Annotated in this window: 17 protein-coding genes and 1 pseudogene; 10 read left to right on the top strand and 8 right to left on the bottom strand. The window is 70.6% G+C overall.

Going from position 1 to position 19087, the window contains the following annotated elements; all coding sequences use genetic code 11:
* The 6 genes and pseudogenes from VGS97_RS11205 to VGS97_RS11180 form a co-directional block, all read right to left on the bottom strand.
* Positions 1 to 426, bottom strand: a pseudogene (locus VGS97_RS11205) (hypothetical protein); the annotation flags it as partial.
* On the bottom strand, positions 423 to 1766 hold the full coding sequence (locus VGS97_RS11200; RefSeq protein ID WP_326853290.1) for a DUF58 domain-containing protein: 1344 nt from the start codon (positions 1764 to 1766) through the stop codon (positions 423 to 425). The gene VGS97_RS11200 and the pseudogene VGS97_RS11205, both read right to left, overlap by 4 nt.
* A 449-nt stretch (positions 1767 to 2215) precedes the next feature.
* Positions 2216 to 3370, bottom strand: coding sequence for a MoxR family ATPase (locus VGS97_RS11195; protein WP_326853289.1), 1155 nt, complete (start codon positions 3368 to 3370; stop codon positions 2216 to 2218).
* A gap of 54 nt (positions 3371 to 3424) precedes the next feature.
* Positions 3425 to 4039, bottom strand: a complete 615-nt coding sequence (locus tag VGS97_RS11190; protein WP_326853288.1) for a hypothetical protein — start codon at positions 4037 to 4039, stop codon at positions 3425 to 3427.
* Complete coding sequence (locus tag VGS97_RS11185; RefSeq protein WP_326853287.1) at positions 4036 to 5091, bottom strand: DUF4129 domain-containing protein; 1056 nt, start codon at positions 5089 to 5091, stop codon at positions 4036 to 4038. Before VGS97_RS11185 ends, VGS97_RS11190 begins: the two co-directional genes overlap by 4 nt.
* Before the next feature lie 105 nt (positions 5092 to 5196).
* Positions 5197 to 6228 carry a hypothetical protein gene (locus VGS97_RS11180; RefSeq protein ID WP_326853285.1) on the bottom strand — a complete coding sequence of 344 codons (1032 nt, stop codon included), beginning with the start codon at positions 6226 to 6228 and terminating at the stop codon, positions 5197 to 5199.
* A 273-nt stretch (positions 6229 to 6501) separates the two neighbouring features.
* On the opposite strand from VGS97_RS11180, the gene VGS97_RS11175 reads away from it, so the two are divergent.
* Positions 6502 to 7626 (top strand): glycosyltransferase family 1 protein, encoded by a 1125-nt coding sequence (locus VGS97_RS11175; protein ID WP_326853284.1) that lies wholly within the window; start codon positions 6502 to 6504, stop codon positions 7624 to 7626.
* Positions 7627 to 7962: 336 nt separating this feature from the next.
* On the opposite strand, the gene VGS97_RS11170 is transcribed toward VGS97_RS11175, so the two are convergent.
* Entirely contained in the window at positions 7963 to 8778 is an 816-nt protein-coding gene (locus VGS97_RS11170) for a VOC family protein (protein ID WP_326853283.1), read from the bottom strand.
* A 171-nt stretch (positions 8779 to 8949) separates the two neighbouring features.
* Positions 8950 to 9597 carry a DJ-1/PfpI family protein gene (locus tag VGS97_RS11165; protein ID WP_326853282.1) on the bottom strand — a complete coding sequence of 216 codons (648 nt, stop codon included), beginning with the start codon at positions 9595 to 9597 and terminating at the stop codon, positions 8950 to 8952.
* 220 nt (positions 9598 to 9817) lie between these two features.
* Between VGS97_RS11165 and VGS97_RS11160 the strand changes: the two genes are divergently transcribed.
* From VGS97_RS11160 to VGS97_RS11120, 9 genes are all read left to right on the top strand, one after another.
* Positions 9818 to 10645 carry a polysaccharide deacetylase family protein gene (locus VGS97_RS11160; RefSeq protein WP_326853281.1) on the top strand — a complete coding sequence of 276 codons (828 nt, stop codon included), beginning with the start codon at positions 9818 to 9820 and terminating at the stop codon, positions 10643 to 10645.
* A complete protein-coding gene (locus VGS97_RS11155; RefSeq protein WP_326853280.1) occupies positions 10642 to 11946 on the top strand; it encodes a glycosyltransferase in 1305 nt (434 codons plus the stop codon). Before VGS97_RS11160 ends, VGS97_RS11155 begins: the two co-directional genes overlap by 4 nt.
* Positions 11947 to 12172: 226 nt before the next feature.
* Positions 12173 to 13405, top strand: coding sequence for a cytochrome P450 (locus VGS97_RS11150; protein ID WP_326853279.1), 1233 nt, complete (start codon positions 12173 to 12175; stop codon positions 13403 to 13405).
* Entirely contained in the window at positions 13402 to 13635 is a 234-nt protein-coding gene (locus tag VGS97_RS11145; protein ID WP_326853278.1) for a ferredoxin, read from the top strand. Before VGS97_RS11150 ends, VGS97_RS11145 begins: the two co-directional genes overlap by 4 nt.
* 249 nt (positions 13636 to 13884) lie before the next feature.
* Positions 13885 to 14232, top strand: a complete 348-nt coding sequence (locus tag VGS97_RS11140) for a LysR family transcriptional regulator (protein WP_326853277.1) — start codon at positions 13885 to 13887, stop codon at positions 14230 to 14232.
* 84 nt (positions 14233 to 14316) lie between these two features.
* A complete protein-coding gene (locus VGS97_RS11135) occupies positions 14317 to 15204 on the top strand; it encodes an alpha/beta hydrolase (protein ID WP_326853276.1) in 888 nt (295 codons plus the stop codon).
* Between the two features lie 111 nt (positions 15205 to 15315).
* Positions 15316 to 16752: an MFS transporter gene (locus VGS97_RS11130; protein ID WP_326853275.1), complete on the top strand. Its 1437-nt coding sequence runs from the start codon at positions 15316 to 15318 to the stop codon at positions 16750 to 16752.
* 186 nt (positions 16753 to 16938) lie between these two features.
* Entirely contained in the window at positions 16939 to 17847 is a 909-nt protein-coding gene (gene scoE / locus VGS97_RS11125; protein ID WP_326853274.1) for a (3R)-3-[(carboxymethyl)amino]fatty acid oxygenase/decarboxylase, read from the top strand.
* Between the two features lie 22 nt (positions 17848 to 17869).
* Positions 17870 to 19087: a cytochrome P450 gene (locus VGS97_RS11120; protein ID WP_326853272.1), complete on the top strand. Its 1218-nt coding sequence runs from the start codon at positions 17870 to 17872 to the stop codon at positions 19085 to 19087.

Raw genomic sequence — 19087 nt, 5'->3', positions numbered from 1 at the left:
AGGGTCATTGAGTCCTGCGATGACCGTGCATCCGACGGCGAAGACCGTGTTGCGGTGCCGCGCCAACTGGGTGTTCCAATTCACCGCCGCGATGGCAGGACGCTGCGCCACGATGGGAGCAGCCCAGATCGCCGCGACCATCACGGCGGTGGTCAGCAACCAGTAGACCGGGCCGCGTTGGGCGAGTTCCGCCGGGTCGGTGGCGGTCAGGGCTAGGACGACTCCGAGGAACTGCACTGCCCGGTTCGGCAGCGCGGATTGAAGTGTGGATTGGCTGGATATCGCTTGAACTACATGACCGGACATTTGATTGGGCGCCGCGGATTGCTCGGACATCACGGGCTGCTCAGTCAACATGGCTTGCTCGATCAACATGGCTTGATTCGACGGTTCAGTTCGCCCGGGTGAGGCGCTTGTGTCGGTCATCGGGTCCTGCCTCGAACTCCGGTACGCAGTAGTGGCGCCAGTGCGAGATCCAATTCGCCTGTGCCATTCCACGCCACCACGGGGATACCGCGCTCCGCCAGGCTGAAACGCAGCGCCTCGCGGTCCAGCCGCCACAGCCGCAGGGCAAAACCGGCCGCCTCGTCTGTCGGGTCCACGCGCGGATCACCGGCCGGAATCTCCACGACCACCACCGGGTTGCCGCGCTCCGCCAAGTCCCGCAGCACGTCAAGGACCCGGTCGTCGGCGAGTGGCGTGATCGCGTACACCAGCGCGCCGTGCGGCAACGCGGGAGCGGGGACGTGGCTGAGGTCAGGTGTTTGATAACCGAGATCGCGACGCACTTCGAGCACTGTCTCGATGATCCGGTACAGGTAGGCGCCACCGGTGCGGGGTTGCAGCCACCGCAGCCTGCCGCCGATCGAGACCACTCCTACTCGATCATGGCTGCGCAGGTAGGCGCGCGTGATGCCGGCCGCCGCGCGCACCGAGTCGTCGAGCGTCGAGCGGCCGGTCGCCGGGTCGAGGAGGTCGCCGAACGCGTCGAGCAGCACGACCGCGTCCGCCGCTCGCTCGGCCGCGTATTGCGTGATCTGAATCGCGCCGCGCCGCGTCGTGGACGGCCAGTGGATGCGCCGCTGCCGGTCGCCCCACGCATAGGGCCGGACGCCCGCGAACTCGAAGCCGTCGCCGTTCTGCCTCGCCGTGTGCTCGCCGAGCCGATCGGGCAGCCGCGCCGGGATCGGAGTCAGGGCGGTGCTGGCGGGCCACGGGTAGATGTCCACCTCGCCCAACTCCACCCGCATGGTTCGCCGTCCGAGGCCACCGACGTCGTGCAGGTCGATGTCCGCGGTGCCCAGCGACCACCGGCCCCAGCGGCGCGCGGCAAAGGAGAGCGCGACGACCGGGCCTGTGATTGCGATGTCGGTGAGCTCGACCCCGGGACCAGGCGCCACGCCCGGATCGATCCAGCCGACCAATCCGTCGAAGGCCAGGTCGATACGCACGGCGATCGGTTCGCCTTCGAAGCACCGCCGCACCGGAACCGTCGCCCGCGCGGCGGCGCGCGTCGGGCGGGTCGATCCGGGCGCGCTGAGCGCGAGCAGCACCGCAGGTGCGGCGGCGAGGGCGAGTACCCAGGCGCGACCAGTGATCAAGGCAATCGAGATGGCGGCCAAGGCGACGCTGGTCAGGCGCAGCGCACGTTCAGTGAAGCGCCATTGCGTCGTTGGTGCGGGCGGTGCTCCGGCTGGTCCCGTGATTGCGTTCGGCCCGCCGATGGCGCGGCGTATGGCGTCGCTAGTGGTGTGAGCTGTGGGCATGCTGGGAGCGGCGTGGTCGGCGTGGTCGGCGTGGGTGATGGGGGTGATGGGGGTGATGGGGGTGATGGGGGTGATGGGACCGGCTGGACTAGCAGAGTTGGCTGAACTGGTGGCGCCGATTGCACTGGCCGGGTGTGTTCGAGCGGCAGGGCTGGGGGTTCCGGCGGCGTCGGCCAGAGCATTGGCACCGGTTGGGCTGGCGGGAATGTTGGTATCGGCAGGACTGCCCAGGCTAGGTGGACCATCTGCGCCAGGTGGGCTATCTGCGTTAGGCGAACGGGTTTCGTTAGGTGGACTGTCTACGTTAGGTGGGCTGCCTGCGCTGGGTGGATTGCTTGGGGCGACGGGGCCGACTGTGCCAGTTGGACCGCCTGTACCGGGTGGACCGCCTGCGCCGGTGGGTCTGCCCGGTGTGGACGGACTTGGTTCGCTGGCTGGGCCGGGCGTGGTCACGGCTGCGGGACCGTGCGTGGGGTGGCTACCGAGTTGACGATGCCTGCGATCACGTCGTCGGCGCTGATCCGGCGCACCCACAGTTCGGGGCGCAGCGTGACTCGGTGGGCGAGCGCGGGTACTGCGACGGATTTCACGTCTTCCGGGGTGACGTAGTCGCGTCCGTCCAGCACAGCCCGGCCCCGAGCCAGCTGGACCAGCGCCAGGCCGCCGCGTGGGGAGGCGCCGACTTGTATTTGCGCGTGCGCCCGTGTCGCGTTGACCAGGCCGATGATGTAGCCGAGCAGGTCGTCGTCCACCTCGACCGCTTCCAGGCTCGCCCGCATTGCCAGGACCTCGGCCGGGGTGGCCAGTGGCTTGAGTACCGCTTCCGGTGTCGCGCGGTCGAGGCGCTTGCGCAGCATCGCGGCCTCGTCTACCGGCGGCAGGTAGCCCATGCGTACGCGGAGCAGGAACCGGTCCAGTTGTGCCTCGGGCAGTGCGTATGTGCCCTCGTACTCGATCGGGTTGTCGGTCGCGATCACCACGAAGGGCTTGGGCAGCGGACGGGTCGCGCCGTCCACCGAGACTTGTCCCTCGCCCATCGCTTCGAGCAGCGCGGCTTGGGTCTTCGGCGGGGTACGGTTGATCTCGTCGGCCAGCAGCAGGTTCGTGAAGACGGGGCCGGGGCGGAAGACCATCTCGCCGGAGCGCTGGTCGTAGAACGGCGCCCCGGTCACGTCGGAGGGCAGCAGGTCCGGGGTGAACTGGATCCGGGTGAACTCCAGGCCAAGCGCGGTGGCGAAGGAGCGGGCCAGCAGGGTCTTGCCGAGTCCCGGCAGGTCCTCGATCAGCACGTGGCCGCCGGCCAGTACGCCGAGCATCACCAGTTCCAGCGCCGGGCGCTTGCCGACCACCGCGCGCGCGACCTCGTCGAGTACGGTGTGCGCTCGCTCTCCGGTCTGCTTTGGAGTCAGCGTGACGGCGTCGTTCGGGGTGGTGGTGGCGGCGTTCTCGGTCTTGGTCCCGGGCGCGCTCTTGTTTCCGTTTCCGGGAGTGGCGTCGGCTTGGTCGCCGGTGTCGGCCGTGTTCCTGTCTGCGTGCATTCCCGTCCCCCGATCCGTCGGCACCGCGGCGGCCGGCACCGCTCCGGTGGTCACTGCGTTCTCCAAGGCTTTCAGGCTCCTCATCCTCATCCGGTCACGCTGCTTCCCCGTCGGGAGGCTTCACAGCGTTTCGAGGCGGTGGACGAGCGCGCGGAGCACCACGTCCGGGACGGGCGGGGGATCGCTGGCGGACTGTGCGCGCCGGTCCAGCGTCTTGCGCGGCGGCAGCGGCCCCGAGTAGGTCGGCCGGCGCGGGTCGATCCACGCGAACACGTCGTAGCCGACCACGGCCGCGGCCCGATCCGGTTCGCGGTAGAGGGAGATCCCGTGCCTGTCGGCCAAGCGCACCGCGTAAAGCCGTTCCAGTTGCGGGCGCAGCACTCGCTCGAATCCGGCCGCGGACTCACGCGCCGACTCCACGGCCGTCGCCCAGCCGCGCAGGCTTGGCTCGCGCTGGTGCACGAGGCGCACGGACCTGCGGTGCGAGCCGTCGATCGCGTCTGCGCCGGCGACATACCGGGCGACCAGCAGTCCGACGACGACGATCGCCACGGCGCCTGCCGCTGCCGCTCCAGGGCCACCGCCGATCGCCAGCACTGCCTCGGACGCGATGGCTGTCGCGGAGAGCAGGAGTACGGCGCGTGTTGTGTGGCCCAGGGGAGATTGGCCGTTGCGCCGGTCTGTTCGGCGGAAGCGGCTTACGCGGAAGCGGGCTACTTGGGTGGGTGTGGTCATGAGGTGACCACCTGCGTCTTCGGGTCCTGGGTTGTCGGGTCTTGGGTTTTCGGACCCTGTGATTTCGGACCCTGTGATTTCGAGTCCTGCGATGTGTGGGCTTCGGCTTCGGCTTCGGCCTGCGCGCGTATTCGCTCGGACAGTGCGCTCGTGACCGTGTCCAGGGCGCTTCGCGCCGCCTCCAGGTGCTTGGGCGTCATGGGGTGCGAGGAGAAGCGGGCTTCGCGGAACAGGTCTGTCAGCGTCGCGGCGTTTCGGGCGCCAGTGTCGGGGAGATCGCGGGCTGCGCGGCGCAACAGGTCGGATGGACTGTCGGAATGCTCGCGCACGACGCCCACCCTTGCGAGCGAGTCCTCCATCGCGGCGTAGCAGGCGATGATCGCGGCACGTGCGTCCTGCCCGGACAGCGCCGACCGGCCGGCGAGTAGCGCGTCGGCCAGCGCCTCGTCTTCGGCCTGCGACTGCGCGAACGACGGTATGGACGTGGTCGGCGGGGCGATCGGCACCTTGCGCAGCAGGCGGATCGCCACGGCGATCATGGTCACCAGCAGCGCCACGCCGATCACGATCACCAGTCCCAGGAGGAATTGGGCCAGGTCGAAGGAGAAGCCGTGTCCCTTGCCGGGGGCATGCGTGGGTTGTGGCCGTAAGGCGCGCCACCGGGCAGCGCTCGGAGTCGGGAGGGGTGAGTAATCGGGGGCCTCTTCGCCCGTGATCGGCTTGCTCAGCAGCAACAGTGCGAAGGGGACCAGGACGGCGCTGGCGAAAAGCACCGCGATCGTCGCCTGGCGCAGCCGGTCCTGCGCGGTGGTGGCCGTTTCGGTCGAGCGCACGTGGTCGCGGTACTTCGCGGCGGTGAGGACCGCGATGAGGGCGAAGAGGATGCCCAGGCCGAGTGCGGCGCCGGTGGCCAGGCCGGAATCGCGCAGGGTGGCTCCGTTGGCTGCGCGGACGCCCACCGCGGCGACGGCCAAGCTCAGGGCCGCGGCCGCCGCGAGCAGCACGCCGGACCGGCGTATCAGCCGCCGATCATCGCTCCCGCTCCGTGTCACGCGCCCGTTCTCTCCAGTGTTCCCGCAGTTCGGCTGCCAGCCTGGCACACCGGCGCGGGCGATGTCAGCACACTGGGGTTTTTGTCCGCGTTCGCCCGGTTCCGGTCACAGCCGGGTCATCGTGGTGGTGGCCTCCATGATCTCCGAGCTGATCAGCGAGAGCTCGCCGCGCAGATCGCCGGGGATCTCCCGGACCCGGGCCGGCAGCTGCCGCGCCGCGGCGACCAGCGAGAGGTCGGGCAGCCGCGCGGTGAGCTGGAGATGCTGATCCATCAGCCGGACCAGCCGGCGCCTGCGCACCCGGGCGAAGGCCTGCGCCAGCCGCAGCGAGAGCAGCCAGACCGTCAGGTGCCACAGCGGGATCACGATGAGCCAGATCATGAAGTACGTGTGGGTCGCGTGCTGCACGGTGACCGCGTAGTGCTTGAGGTTGATCACGTGCGTCACCACCCGCGGCTCCCAGCGCCCCTCCAGGTACACCGGCAGCGCCCACATCGCCAGCGCGATGGAGCTGAGCGCCCACGGGATCGCGGCGTAGATCATCCAGCGCGCCCACGTGCCGACCGCCTGGAACCGCTTGCTCATCCGCATGAACGGACACGGCACCAGGACCGAGGCGAGGTTCCCGATGGCGATCGAGGCGATCGGCAGCACCGCGAGCTGCGGCAGGGCGGGGCCCACCCACGCGGAGTCGTGGCCGAGCAGCACGGTGGCGGCGACGACGAGCCCGACGAAGAACAGCTCCCACAGCGCGAGCACGATGTTGCGGGCCAGCAGGATGCGGCCCGGATCGGTGCCGGAGCGCAGTATCCCGGCGAGCCACCGCGGCTCGGCGGCCAGCTGGTTGGTCAGCGAGCCGTCCGCCACCGCGGTCAGGATGACCGGCACCACGAGCTGGTTCATCGGGTCGGCCAGGTTCGGCCTGGTGAAGACCAGCAGGAACGCGTACGTGCCCACGCCGAGCATCCAGCTGCTCAGCATCCCGTAGAGCCAGTCCGGGCGCGTTCGCAGTACCCTGATGAACTCGGTGAGGATGGTCACGCGCTGCGGCGGGCTGTCCGGGCCGGCCGGGGCGGCGGGCTCGATGAGGGACTCGCCGTCCGCAGAAGCCTGCGAAGCCGCTGTCCGGTCCGTCATGCTTCGCCCCTCTCGCCGACGCCCCTGTGCCGTGAACGATCGCCCGCTCGCCGAACCATGATTCACTGTACTTGGTCATTCCCCGGCGCAGCCGGGCTGATGCCCGCGCCCGGAGTCGAAGGGGCGCCCTGCGGGAGACTGCGGCGCCAGGCCGGACAACCACGAAGTAGCGTCCGGAATCCGCACCCGCACACACCGATCCTGCGACCAGAGTTCTCCCGTCGCCCCCACTCTGGTTACTTCGAGGCCATCCCCGACGGGCACATTCCGCACATGCGGGTCGCACTCGTCACAGAATCCTTCCTGCCGCAGGTGAACGGCGTCACGAACACCGTGTGCCGGATCCTTGAGCACCTCGCCTCACGGGGCCACGAGGCGCTGGTCGTCGCCCCCGGGCCCGGCCCGGATTCCTACGCCGGCTTTCCGGTGGTCGCGGTACCCGGGGTCGGCCTGCCCGGATACCGGGAGTTCAAGCTCGGCCTGCCCACCCGGCGGGTGGAGAAGATCCTGCGCGCCTTCCGGCCCGACCTGGTCCACCTGGCCTCGCCGATCGCCCTCGGCGCCGCCGGGGCGCGGGCCGCGCGCCGCATCGGCGTGCCGAGCGTCGCGGTCTTCCAGACGGACGTGGCCGGATTCGCCCGGCAGTACGGCTTCCGCGGCACCGACGCGGTGATCTGGTCCTGGATCCGGCACATCCACCGGCAGGCCGAGATCACCCTCGTGCCGTCCCGGGCCAGCTACGAGCAGTTGAGCGCACAGAGCGTCCCCCGGCTGGCCATGTGGGCGCGTGGTGTGGACGCCGACCGGTTCAACCCGGCACACCGCGACGAGCAGTTGCGCGCGTGGTTGCTCGGCGACCGCGAGGTGCTGGTCGGATACGTCGGGCGGCTGGCCGCAGACAAGCGGGTGCACCTGCTGGCGCACCTGGCCGACCTGCCCGGGGTGCGCGTGGTCGCGGTCGGCGACGGGCCGGCCGCGACCAGCCTCAGAGCCCTGATGCCCAGCGCGGCGCTGCCCGGATTCCTCAGCGGCCAGGCGCTGTCCGCCGCGTACGCATCTTTCGACGTGTTCGTACACACCGGCGCCGACGACACCTTCGGCCAGTGCGTGCAGGAGGCGATGGCTTCCGGCGTCCCGGTCGTCGCCCCGGCGGTCGGCGGGCCGCTCGACCTGGTCCAGCCCGGCCGCACCGGGTCGCTGTTCGAGCCGGACGACACCGAGGACCTGCGCGGCAAGGTCTTCGAACTGGTCTCGAACCCGGTGATGCGAAGGCAGTACGGGGCAAACGCCCGCGATGTGGTGCTGAGCCGGTCCTGGGCCTCAGTGTGTGACGAACTGCTCGGGCACTACCAGAACGCGCTCGCCCCGTTCCAGGGCCTGACCGGCGCGGCTGTGTGAGACGGCGGCGCGACCCTGCGTATGGCAGCGGCCGACAGGGCTCTGTGTGTAATGCTTCGGGGGTGGCGCGGATACGCCAAGGCAGGTTCCCGCCATGGCTGGGATCTGTCGTTCGACGTTGGTGACCGGCAGGGTAAGGGGTGCCGTGGGGGCCGTGGGCCGCATGCCACGGACACGTCCGTATCTGATCGTCGCCGCGCTGGGGGCGCGACGATCCCCTGAACGGCGGCGCCCTCCTCGCGTGGGGCGCCGTCGCGACACCGTTCCGAGCCGCTGCCCGACCCCGCAGCGGCTCGGAACGGCGTTATCAGCCGTGTTATCAGCCGTGCGGACGGATCAGGACGGCATCGCGGTGATCACCGAGAGTTCGGCGCCCTGCGGGTCGCGCAGCTTGGCGAAGCGCCCGTAGGGGGAGTCCTGGGCCTCACGCACCAGGCTCGCGCCGGCGGCCAGGGCCGCGGCCACCGCGGCGTCGGCGTCGGCGACCTGGAAGTACGGCTGCCAGTGCGGGGCACCGGCCGGCCCCTCCTTCTTGCCCTCTGTCATCTTGAGCTCCGGGGTCATCTTGAGCTCCGGGTCCTGGTAGATCCCGGCGGCCTGCTCGCCGCCGACGGTGACGATCCAGTAGGAGCCGGCCATCTCCGGGCTCGTCGGCGCCTCGACGCCGAGCAGCGCCGCGTAGAACTCGGCGCTGGCCTCGCCCTGCTGCGTCTCCAGCTCGAACCAGACCGGCGCGCCCGGTTCCATGGCGGCCTGGAAGCCGGGGAACGGCGCGGCCTCCCAGAGGCCGAACGGCGCTCCGGCGGGGTCGGCGGCGAAGACCAGCTTGCCGGTGCCGGGCACCTCGTCGGGGCCGACGAACTTGGTGCCGCCGAGCTTGCCGATCCGCTCGGCGACCGACGCGATGTCGTCCACCGCGAAGTAGGTGTTCCAGGCCGGCGGCTGCGGCGGCTGGTCCGGCATGAGCGGGGAGATCCCGGCCACGGCGCGCCCGTCCAGTGAGAGCACCGCGTAGCCGCCGAACTCGCTGTTCGGCTCGCCGACCCAGCCGAAGACCTTGTTGTAGAACGCCAGGGCGGCGCTCTGGTCGGCGGCGAACATGTCAAGCCAGCAGGGCTTGCCCTGGGCGTGCGGAAGCTTGGCGTCGGGCATAGTCCCGACCTCCTTAGCCATTGGGGATGAATGCCACGGCTCACTCTTCCACCGCACACCGACAGCAGCATCCCCTGCGCGGCTGGGCCGGGTATCGGCGGTTCGGCCGCGCAGGTGGGGATGCCCTCGCCGCGGCGTTATGCCGTCATCGTGTTGCCATGTCGGCCACGGTCACCGGCTCGCCGAGGCGGGCGGCAGGTCGCGCAGCGTCGCGTTGACGGCGATGATCTCCGGTCCCGCCTTGGCCGGCGATCCGGCGTCGAACGGCGGCTGAGGGTCGTACTCGATGGCCAGCTGGATCGCCTTCGCGATCCGTTCGCCCGCGATCAGCCCGGCGAGCGTCAGCGCCATGTCGATCCCCGACGAGACGCCCGCGGCGGTGATGATCTTCCCCTGCCGCACGACCCGCTGCTCGGTGTAGCGGGTGCCCAGCTTCTCCAGCTTCTGCACGGTGCTCCAGTGCGTCGTCGCCTCCAGCCCGTCGAGCAGCCCGGCGGCGCCCAGCACGAGCGATCCGGTGCACACCGACGTCGTCCACTGCGTCGTGGCGTCCACGGCGCGCACCCAGTCGAGCACCTTCTCGTCGGTCATCAGGGCCCTGGTTCCCCAGCCGCCCGGGAAGACCAGGACGTCGGCGGAGTCGATCTCGTCGAAGGCGGCGTCGGCGTGCAGGCCCACCATCAGGCTCTCGGTGCGCACGACGCCGGTCGCGGCGGCCGCGAAGATCACCTCGGCGCCCGGCACCAACCGCAGCACCTCGTACGGGCCGATCGCGTCGAGCGCGGTGAACTGCGGAAAAATCGGGATCACAACTCTCATGCGGCCAGCGTTCCGCGCTTCCGCGCATGGCGGCAAGGACATATTCACGGCGAGTTCCGCTGCCGGATTTCGCCTCAGCCGCCGGTGATAGCCTCTGCCACGGCGCCGCGGGCTCCGGCCGCAGACCAGCGGTCCCGGCGTGACCGTTCGCCGCGTGCCGTTTACCCGCTGCCAGAACGTTTGTCACGAGCCTGTCACCCGGACCCGTGACGCTCCACGTGTGCGCAGACCCTCCACCGACGAGCCGCCGCTGGTCGTCTCGATCCACGACGTCGCGCCCGCCACCGCCGCCGAGACCCGCAGCTGGCTCGCCGATCTGGACGGGCTGGGCGTGCGCGCCACGATGCTGGTCGTCCCAGGGCCGTGGCGCTCGCCGGCGCTGACCGACGCACCCGAGTTCGGCGCCGAGCTGCGCCGCGCGGCCGACGCAGGGCACGAACTCGCGCTGCACGGCTGGAGCCACACCGCGCAGCCGGGCGGCGCCGCTTCCCGCCGCTGGACCGGGCGGATCGCCGCGCGCGGCGCCGGCGAGTTCTGGACCCTGGACGCCGCCGAGGCCCGCGTCCGGATCGACCGGGGACTCGAAGCCCTGCGGCTCGCCAAGATCGAGCCCGAGGGCTTCGTCCCGCCCGGATACCTGGCCTCGCCGGGCACCCGGCAGGCGCTCGCGGCGTGCGGACTGCGTTACTGGACAAGCCATTTCGGCGTCCACGACCTACGCAGCGGCGTGCGGCACACCGTGGTGGCGCTGTCGCACAGGCCCGCGATGGGCGCGGACGGGCGCCCGTTCAGCGAGCGCAGCGGCGACTATCTCATCGAGCGCTCCCCGCAGTGGTTCACCCGCCGGGGGCGCCCGCTGCGGCTCGCCCTGCACCCGGACGACGTGCATCGCCCGGGGCTGCGGGACACCACGCTGCGCGCGATCGAACGGGCCCTGACATTCGGAGCCCGCGCCATGACGTACCGCGAACTGCTGGCCCGCAGCGCGGAAACCCTGGCCGGCGAGCGGCGCTCGGCGTCCGCGCGGTCGACGGCGGCCGCTCGGTGAGGATCGTCCAACTGGCCAACATGTACCACGCGCGCTCCGGCGGACTGCGCACGGTCGTGGACACCCTGGGCCGGGGATACATCGCGGCCGGGCACGAGCGGTTCCTCATCGTCCCCGGCGCCAAGCCGTCGATCGCGGCGGACGAGCGCAACGGCACGGTCATCACGGTGCCCGGCACCCCGGTCAGCGGCGGCTACCGGATGATCTTCCGGCCCGAGCGGGTGCTGCGCATCCTGGCCTCGCTCGCCCCGGACTCGGTCGAGGTCTCCGACAAGGCGACGCTGGTCGTCGCCGGGCCGTGGGCGCGGGAGCGGGGCGTGCGCGCCGTGTTGTTCTCGCACGAGCGCCTGGACTCGATGGTGGCGAACCGGACCGGGATCCGCACCCTGCCGCGCAGCATGGAGCGCGCGGTCGGCCGGTGGAGCCGCAAGGTCGTTGCCGGGTTCGATGATCATGTCGCCACCTCGGCCTACGGCGAGCGCGAGCTGACCGAGGCCGGGGCCACCGCCATCCGGCGTGTCCCGCTCGGCGTGGATCTGAACGTCTTCCGCCCGCATCCGCGAGCGCTCCCCGCGCCGCCGCCCGGCTTGACCACGCTGCCCCGGATCAAGGGCGCCGAGGCCGGGCCCGGGCTCGCGCCGACGCCGGCCGCGGGCCCGATCCGGCTGGTCTACTCGGGCCGGCTGTCCACCGAGAAGAACCCGCACACCGCCGTCGAGGCGCTCCGGGCCCTGCGACAGTGGGGAATCGACGCGACGCTCGACGTCTACGGCAGCGGCCCGCAGTTCGCCTCGCTCACCCGGCGCGCCGACGGGCTGCCGGTCACCTTCCACGGCCACATCGCCGACCGCGCCAGGCTGGCGGCGAAGCTGTCGCACGCCGATCTCGTGCTGGCCCCCGCCGCATGCGAGACCTTCGGCCTGTCCGTGCTCGAAGCCCTCGCCTGCGGGGTGGCCGTGGTCGCGGCGGCCGGATCGGGCGCGGCCGAACTGGTGTCGCCCGAACCGGGCGGCGCGATGCCGGGCGCGGGTCTCGCGGTCGAGGCGTCGGCCGACGGCATCGCGCTCGGCGTGATCGAGCTGCTGGCTCACCCCGCGCGCGAGCGGGCCACCGCGGCGCGAGCCCGCGCGACCCAGTTCCCGTGGTCCGCCTCGGTCGGCCGGATGCTCGCGATACACAGCGGCGAAGGGCACCGTTGCGACGACCTCGTCAGCGCGCTGGGTGGCGTTGCGAGCCCGGCGGCGGTCGAGGCCGGGCCGGTCCCGGTGGAGGATCACCGCAAAATCGATATCAATATCTGAGCCGGACGCGCCGATAAGTAGAAGTTATTGGCCTGAGCGCGTGCGTTTCTCTATGATTTTGTCGATTTTAGCGGCGTGCCGAAACGTCGGCCACAGGCACTGCGGCCATCCGGGTTCCGGTCCTGTCGGCTGCTCCGCCCGGAATTCATCGCCGTTTTCCGCCGCCGACGGCCGCGACGGATCTCGACGTCTGCGACACCTAAAACATCGCACCAGGGGGAGCACGATGACTGAGCTGGTCCAGACTTCTCCGGGAATCCACCCGGAAGCACTTGCGCCGCTGGCGGACGTCGTATTCGGCGAGGAGTACTTCGCGAAGCCCTATCCGCTTTACGACCAGTTGCGCGAGGCCGGTCCCGCGCACCGGGTCACCGCTCCGGACGGCTCGATGGTCTGGCTGGTCACCCGGTACGCGGACGTCCGCCAGGGCCTGGCGGACCAGCGGCTGGCCCGCCACCCCCGGCACAACACCGACGGCTATGCGGGCATCCCGCTGCCCGAGGAGCTGTGGGTCACCCTCGCCACCACCGACCCGCCGCACCACACCAGGCTGCGGTCGCTGATCAACGCCGCCTTCACCCGCCGCCGCATCGAGTCGCTGCGGCCCCGGGTGAACGAGGTCGTGGACGAGTTGCTGGACCGGATGGCCGAGCAGGAGCACGGCGCCGACCTGGTCACGGCGCTGGCCGCCCCGCTGCCCATCACCGTCATCTGTGATCTGCTGGGCATTCCGGAAGCCGAGCGCGGGACGTTCCGGCGGTACACGGACGCGATCGTCGGCACCGACCGCGAGGCTTCCGCGCAGGGCTGCCGTGACATGGTCGCCTTCCTGAAGCGGATGATCACGCTCAAGCGCGAGCAGCCCGACGACGCGCTGATCACCGGGCTGATCGAGGCCCGCGACCAGGACGACAGGCTGACCGAGAACGAGATGGTCGGCATGGCCTTCATGATCCTGATCGGCGGGTACGACACCACGCTGAGCATGATCAGCTCCGCCGCGCTCGCCCTGCTGCGCGACCCCGAGCGGCTGGCGGAACTGCGCGCCGATCCGGGGCTGCTGACGGGCGCCGTCGAGGAGTTGCTGCGCTTCGAGCCTCCGGTGCAGAACGCCATCCGCCGGTTCGCCACCGAGGACATGGAGATCGGCGAGGTGCCCATACCGGCGGGCAGCGCCGTGGTGCTGTCGATCGGCTCGGCCGGGCGCGACCCGCGGCAGTACGGCTGCCCGGCGCGGCTCGACTTCCACCGCGAGGAGAGCACCCACGTGAGTTTCGGCTACGGCCCGCACTTCTGCCCCGGCGCGCAACTCGGGCGGATGGAGGTGGGCGTCGCCGTCCACAAGCTCTTCGACCGGTTCCCAGACCTCGCTCTCGCCGAGAGCGGCGAGCTGCGTTACCGGCCGGGCTTCACCTTCCGCGAGCTGTCCTCGCTCCCGGTCACGTGGGGGAACGCATGAGCGGCGACTGGCGCCTGCGTGTAGACCGTTCGCGCTGCATGGGCACCACGATCTGCGCGTCGACCGCGCCGAGCGGATTCGAGATCGACGGCCGGGGGCAGTCCCAGCCGACGGCTGAGATCGTCGCGCCTGCGGATGAAGTGATGAGCGCGGCGCAACTGTGTCCGGTGGAGGCCATCTCGATCTTGCTGGCCGCCACTGGCGAAGAACTGTTCCCCGGCGCCGAGTAGCCGACACCCGGCCTCTGGTGCGAATTTCAGGTGTTTGACCAGGTATGACGCCTCTTCGAACGTGACCGCGGCTGACCCTGCGCCGTCGGCTGCGGTCACGCTCGAAGAGGGGGCATGACGCGCCAGGCTCGGTGGCTTCCGGACGACCTCAAGCTTATTTCTATGACCGTCGTCTAATGTCGGGAGTCGCACGGGGGTTCGACGGGCGTGGCGTCGGCATAATGGGTCGATCATCATGGGGGTTGTGGGGTGGGTGGCTTTTTCCTCTCGCACGGTGGGACGGCCGAGCTGGACGTGGCGCGCGTCGAGCCCGATCTCGGGGTCGGCAGGCTGCGCTCGTTCGTCTGCCTGGCCGACGAACTGCACTTCGGCCGGGCAGCGCAGCGGCTCTACATCAGCCAGCCCGCGCTGAGCCAGCAGATCGCCCGGCTGGAGCGGGATCTGGGCGTCCAGCTGTTCATGCGCACCGGCCGCGCGGTGCGGCTCACACCGGCCGGCCTGGAATTCCTCGCCGGAGCGCACCGGGCGCTCGACGCTCTGCGCGACGCCGTCGCGGCGGCCCGGGAGCACGGATGCATCGTCATGGCGGACTCTTGACTGCCAATACGACTGTATGCACGATCGTGCTATTATCTCGGCGGTTAGCTGGCACTGCTGTATCTGGAACTCAGGAGGCTGAGCATGCGTCCCCCCAACAAGTTCGCCGTCGGCGCGCTCAGCCTCATCGCCCGCGTTGTGCCACCGCTGGGCGGGAGCGTCGCGTACGCGCTGTTCAAGTACCCGCTCGCAAAGGCCAAGCCCGGCTCCAACGAGCGGTCGGTGCTCGCTGAGGCGCAGCGCGGCAGCGTGACCGTCAATGGCAAGAAGGCCGTGACGTATCGGTGGGGCACCGGCGAGCGGCCGGTGCTGCTCGTGCACGGCTGGCAGTCCCGCGGCTCCCGGTACGCCGCGCTGGTGCCCGTGCTACTGGAGCGCGGGTACAGCCCGATCTCCTTCGACGCCCCGGCGCACGGCGACTCCGAGGGCCGGACCACTGAGATCCGCGAGTTCCGCGAGATCATCAGCTCCCTGGCCGCCGAGTACGGCGAGTTCGAGGCCGTGGTCGCCCACTCGTTCGGCGCGCTGGCCACCTTCCTGGCCCTGCGCGAAGGCGAGGGCGTACGCGCCCGGCGGGTGGTGACCCTCAGCGCGGTGTGCGAGTTCGAGTACCTCGTCGACGAGTTCTGCCGGGTGCTGCACCTCGGCCCGCGGATCAACGGCCACCTGCGCAGGCAGGTGGAGCGGGACCTGTTCCCGGGCGAGGCGGACCTCTGGCGGCGCTTCTCGGTCGTGCACCGGCCGGAGGCCGTCGGCGTGCCGATCCTCGTCATCCACGACGAGGGCGACGACATGGCCGACATCGCCCAGTCCGAGCGGATCATCGCGGCATACGGCGATCAAGTGAGCACCCTGATCACCAAGGGGCTCGGGCACCGCACGCTGCGGGATCCCGCGGTCGTCGACGCGGTGAGCACGTTCGTGACCGCGGGGGAGCGGCAGGCCGCCGCCGCGGTCGACGCGGAGAACTGAATCAGGCACAGAACCGGATCAGACGTCAGGGTACGGGCTCCAGGCGCCGAGGCGGCCGGAGCCGGATCCGCCGGCAGCCGATCGGCTGGCGACATTCCGAGGAGAGCGCGGATGACCACGACCCCCACGCCGCAGACCGCCCAGGATGCGCCGGTGTCCGGCGCGCCGGACACGCGGCTGGCCGGCCGGGTGCTCGGGCTGGCCTGCGGGGCCACCTTCCTGGCCTTCTTCGACACCACCGTGGTCAACATCGCGTTCTCCGACCTGCACCGCAGCTTCCCGGACGTGACGCTGGCCCGGCTGACCTGGGTGCTGACCGCGTACGCGGTGTTCTTCGCCGCGCTGCTGGCCAGTGCCGGGCGGCTCGCCGACGTGATCGGCCGGCGCCGGCTGTTCGTTCTGTCCACGGTCGCCTTCGCCGTCATGTCCGCGTTGGCCGCCGCCGCGCCGAACGCGGACACGCTGGTGGTGGCCCGTGCGCTCCAGGGCGCCGCGGCGGCGGGAATGATCCCCTCCGCGCTGGGCCTGCTGCTCGCCTCCACCCCGCCGCAGAAGCGGCACGCCGCCATCGGCGCCTGGGGCGCGGCGGGCGCGATGGCCGCGGCGATCGGCCCGACCCTGGGCGGCCTGCTGATCACCGCCTGGGACTGGCGGGCGATCTTCGTGATCAACATCCCGCTCGGCCTGCTGATCGGCTACGCCACGGTGCGCGGCGTGCCGGTCGACGAGCCGTCCGGCAGGCAGCTTCCCGACCGGATCGGCGCGGTCGCGCTGGCCTTCGGCGTCGGCGGCGTGGTGGCGGGCCTCACCGAGGCCAGCGACTGGGGCTGGACCAGCGGCGCGGTGCTCGGCCTGCTCGCCGGCGGGGCCGTCCTGACCGTCACGGCCCTCGGCCGCTCGATCAAGCACCCGGCGCCGGCGGTCGAGTGGGAGTTGTGGCGCAGCGGCACCTTCTCCGCTTCGAACGTGACGTCGGCGCTGTTCGGCGCCGGGATGTACGCCTGGCTGCTGGCCTGTCCGCTGTTCCTGGTCACCGTCTGGCACTACTCGGTGCTCAAGTCCGGCCTCGGAGTCACTCCGGGCGCGTTCACCGCGGTGGCTGGCGCGGTCGTGGTCGGCCGGCGGGTCCCGGCCTCGCGGCAGTGGGTCGCCGCCCTGGTCGGCGCGGGCTTCTTCGGCGGGGCAGGGGTGTGGATGTGGGCCGCGGAGGGCGCGAACGCCACGTACGCGGCCACCTGGCTGCCGCCCGGCCTGCTCGGCGGCCTCGGCATCGGCGTGACGCTCACCTCGCTGGGCACGATCGCCGCCGACGCGCTGCCGCCGTCCCGCTTCGCCGCCGGAAACGGCCTGCTGCTTACCGCGCGGCAGATCGGCGGGGCGCTCGGAATCGCCGGTCTGGCCGCGATTCTGGAGAGCGCTGGACCGCTGGACCGGAATGGTTATCTGCACGCATTCCTGGCGACGGGTATTGCTTCCTTCGTGGCCATGTTGTCCGCGGTCGCGATGCGCCGCGGTTCCAGCATGGCGCCAATCGAAACGGAATCGTAACCCCAGATAGGACTGGCTTAACTTTTCGGCGGCCAGCCGGCTTGCCGACTGCATTTCCGTGCGCCGCAAAGGATTGCAGCCGATCGATAAGCAGAACCAATTGGACCCGTCTCGCCGAACCTCCATACGATGGGGTGTGGAAACATCAGTTCGTGTTTCCATATTCATCACGGGAGGGCGATCAGCGTGATTTTCACCCGGCAGGCGGATCGTGAACTTGGATCGGTCGTCGAAGGGTTCAACCTGGCGACCGCCGGCGATGAGGACTTCGCCGCGCTGAAGAAGCTCGTCTACACCGAGCGGATCGTGATCCTCAAGGGCCAGCGGCTCAGCCCGCAGGAGTATGTGGAGCTCGGCCGCCGGCTCGGCCGGGTCGAGACCTACTACCAGCCGATGTACCAGCACCCCGAAGTGCCCGAGGTGTTCGTCTCCTCCAACGTCCCGCAGGACGGGAAGACCGTGGGGGTGCCGCAGACCGGCAAGTTCTGGCACGCGGACTACATGTTCATGCCGAACCCGTTCGGCCTGACCCTGATCTACCCGCAGGTGATCCCGCAGGCCAACCGCGGCACCTACTTCATCGACATGGCCCGCGCTTACGCCAAGCTGCCGGACAAGCTCAAGGACCGGGTCGTCGACGCGACGATCACGCACAGCGTCAAGCGCTACTTCAAGATCCGGCCCACCGACGTGTACCGGCCGATCACCGACATCCTGGCGGAGGTCGAGCGGGAGACTCCGACGGTCACCCACCGGGCGGTTCCCCGCCACCCGGTCACCGGCGAGGACTTCCTCTACCTGAGCGAGGGCTTCGGCATCGACGTGATCGGCGCCGACGGCGTGGCCGACGAGGACCTGCGCCTCGAACTGCTCGAAGAGACCGGCCAGCTGGACAACACCTTCCAGCACGAGAACATCCACTTGCAGACCTTCGAGCAGGACGATCTGCTGATCTGGGACAACCGGGTGCTGATCCACCGGGCGCTGCACACCACCAAGCCTGAGCCGACCGCCTCGTTCCGGGTGACCGTGCACGACGAGTACCCGTTCTACGACGGGATCGACAGCACCGCGGTCAACCACCCCGCGGCCTGACACGACCGGAGACGAGACGCGCATGGACCAGGTGTCGTCCCTGGACGCTGTGGTGTTCGACGAGGCGTACTTCGCCGACCCGTACGCGAAGTACGCCGAGCTGCATGCGACCGGGTGCCCCGTTTTCCGCACCGAGACCCCTGAGGGCGTCCCGGCGTGGCTGATCACCGGCCACGAGGAGGTGCGCGCGGCGCTCAAGGACCTGCGGCTCTCCCGGCGGCTCGACAACGCCGGGGCCGACTACCGGCGACTGCCGTTCCCGTCCGAGTTCACCGCCAAGTCGGTGGTGACCGAGGACCCGCCCGAGCACACCCGGCTGCGCCACGTCCTCAACCAGGCGTTCTCGCCGCGTTCGATCAGCCGGCTGCGGCCGCGGGTCGAGGCGGTGGCCGCGGCGCTGGTGGACGCGATCAAGGCGAAGGGCTCGGCGGACCTGGTGACCGACCTGGCCATCCCGCTGCCGCTCACCATCATCGCCGAGATGCTGGGCATCGACGCCCGGCACCAAGCGGACTTCCACCGCTGGGGCGACGGGATGCTCAGCCTGGACACCGAGACGCGGCGCGAGTCCTCGGCCCGGATGCTCCAGTTCCTGGTCGACCAGCTCAAGGGCAAGGCGGCCGAGCCGGGTGACGACATGCTCACCTACTGGCTCAACTCCCGCGACGAGGAGGGCAACCCGCTCGACCCGCAGGAGGTCGTCGGCCTGGCGATGGTCATGCTGGTCGGCGGGTACGACACCTCGGTCGGCATGATCGGCGCCACGCTGTACGGTCTGCTGCGCGAGCCCGAGCGCTACCACGCGCTGCTGGCCGAGCCGCAGTTGCTGCCCGAGGTGATCGAGGAGTACCTGCGGCTGTACGGGACCGTGCACACCGGAGTGCGCCGGTTCGCCGCGCAGGACCTGGAGATCGGCAGCCAGAAGATTCCGGCCGGAGACGTGGTGCTGCTCTCGCTCGGCGCGGCGGACCGGGACCCCGAGCGGTATCCGGACCCGGACACCGCCGACTTCGGGCGGCAGTCGCGCTCCAGCCACCTGGCCTTCGGCCTCGGCCCGCACGTGTGCCCCGGCAATGAGCTGGCCAGGATCGAGATCTCGGCGGCGGTTCAGGCCGCGATGACCGGGCTGCCCGGCTTGCGCCTCGCGGTCCCGGAAGAGCAGGTCAGCTGGCGCAGGGCCTACTTCATCCGCGTCCCGCTGACGCTGCCGGTCGTCTTCGACGTTCCCGTGGGCGGCTGA

The organism is Actinocrinis sp., assembly GCF_035946395.1.
GTDB lineage: Bacteria > Actinomycetota > Actinomycetes > Streptomycetales > Catenulisporaceae > Actinocrinis.
Note: the sequence above shows the minus strand (reverse complement) of the source record. Positions and strands in the feature narration are given on the sequence as shown.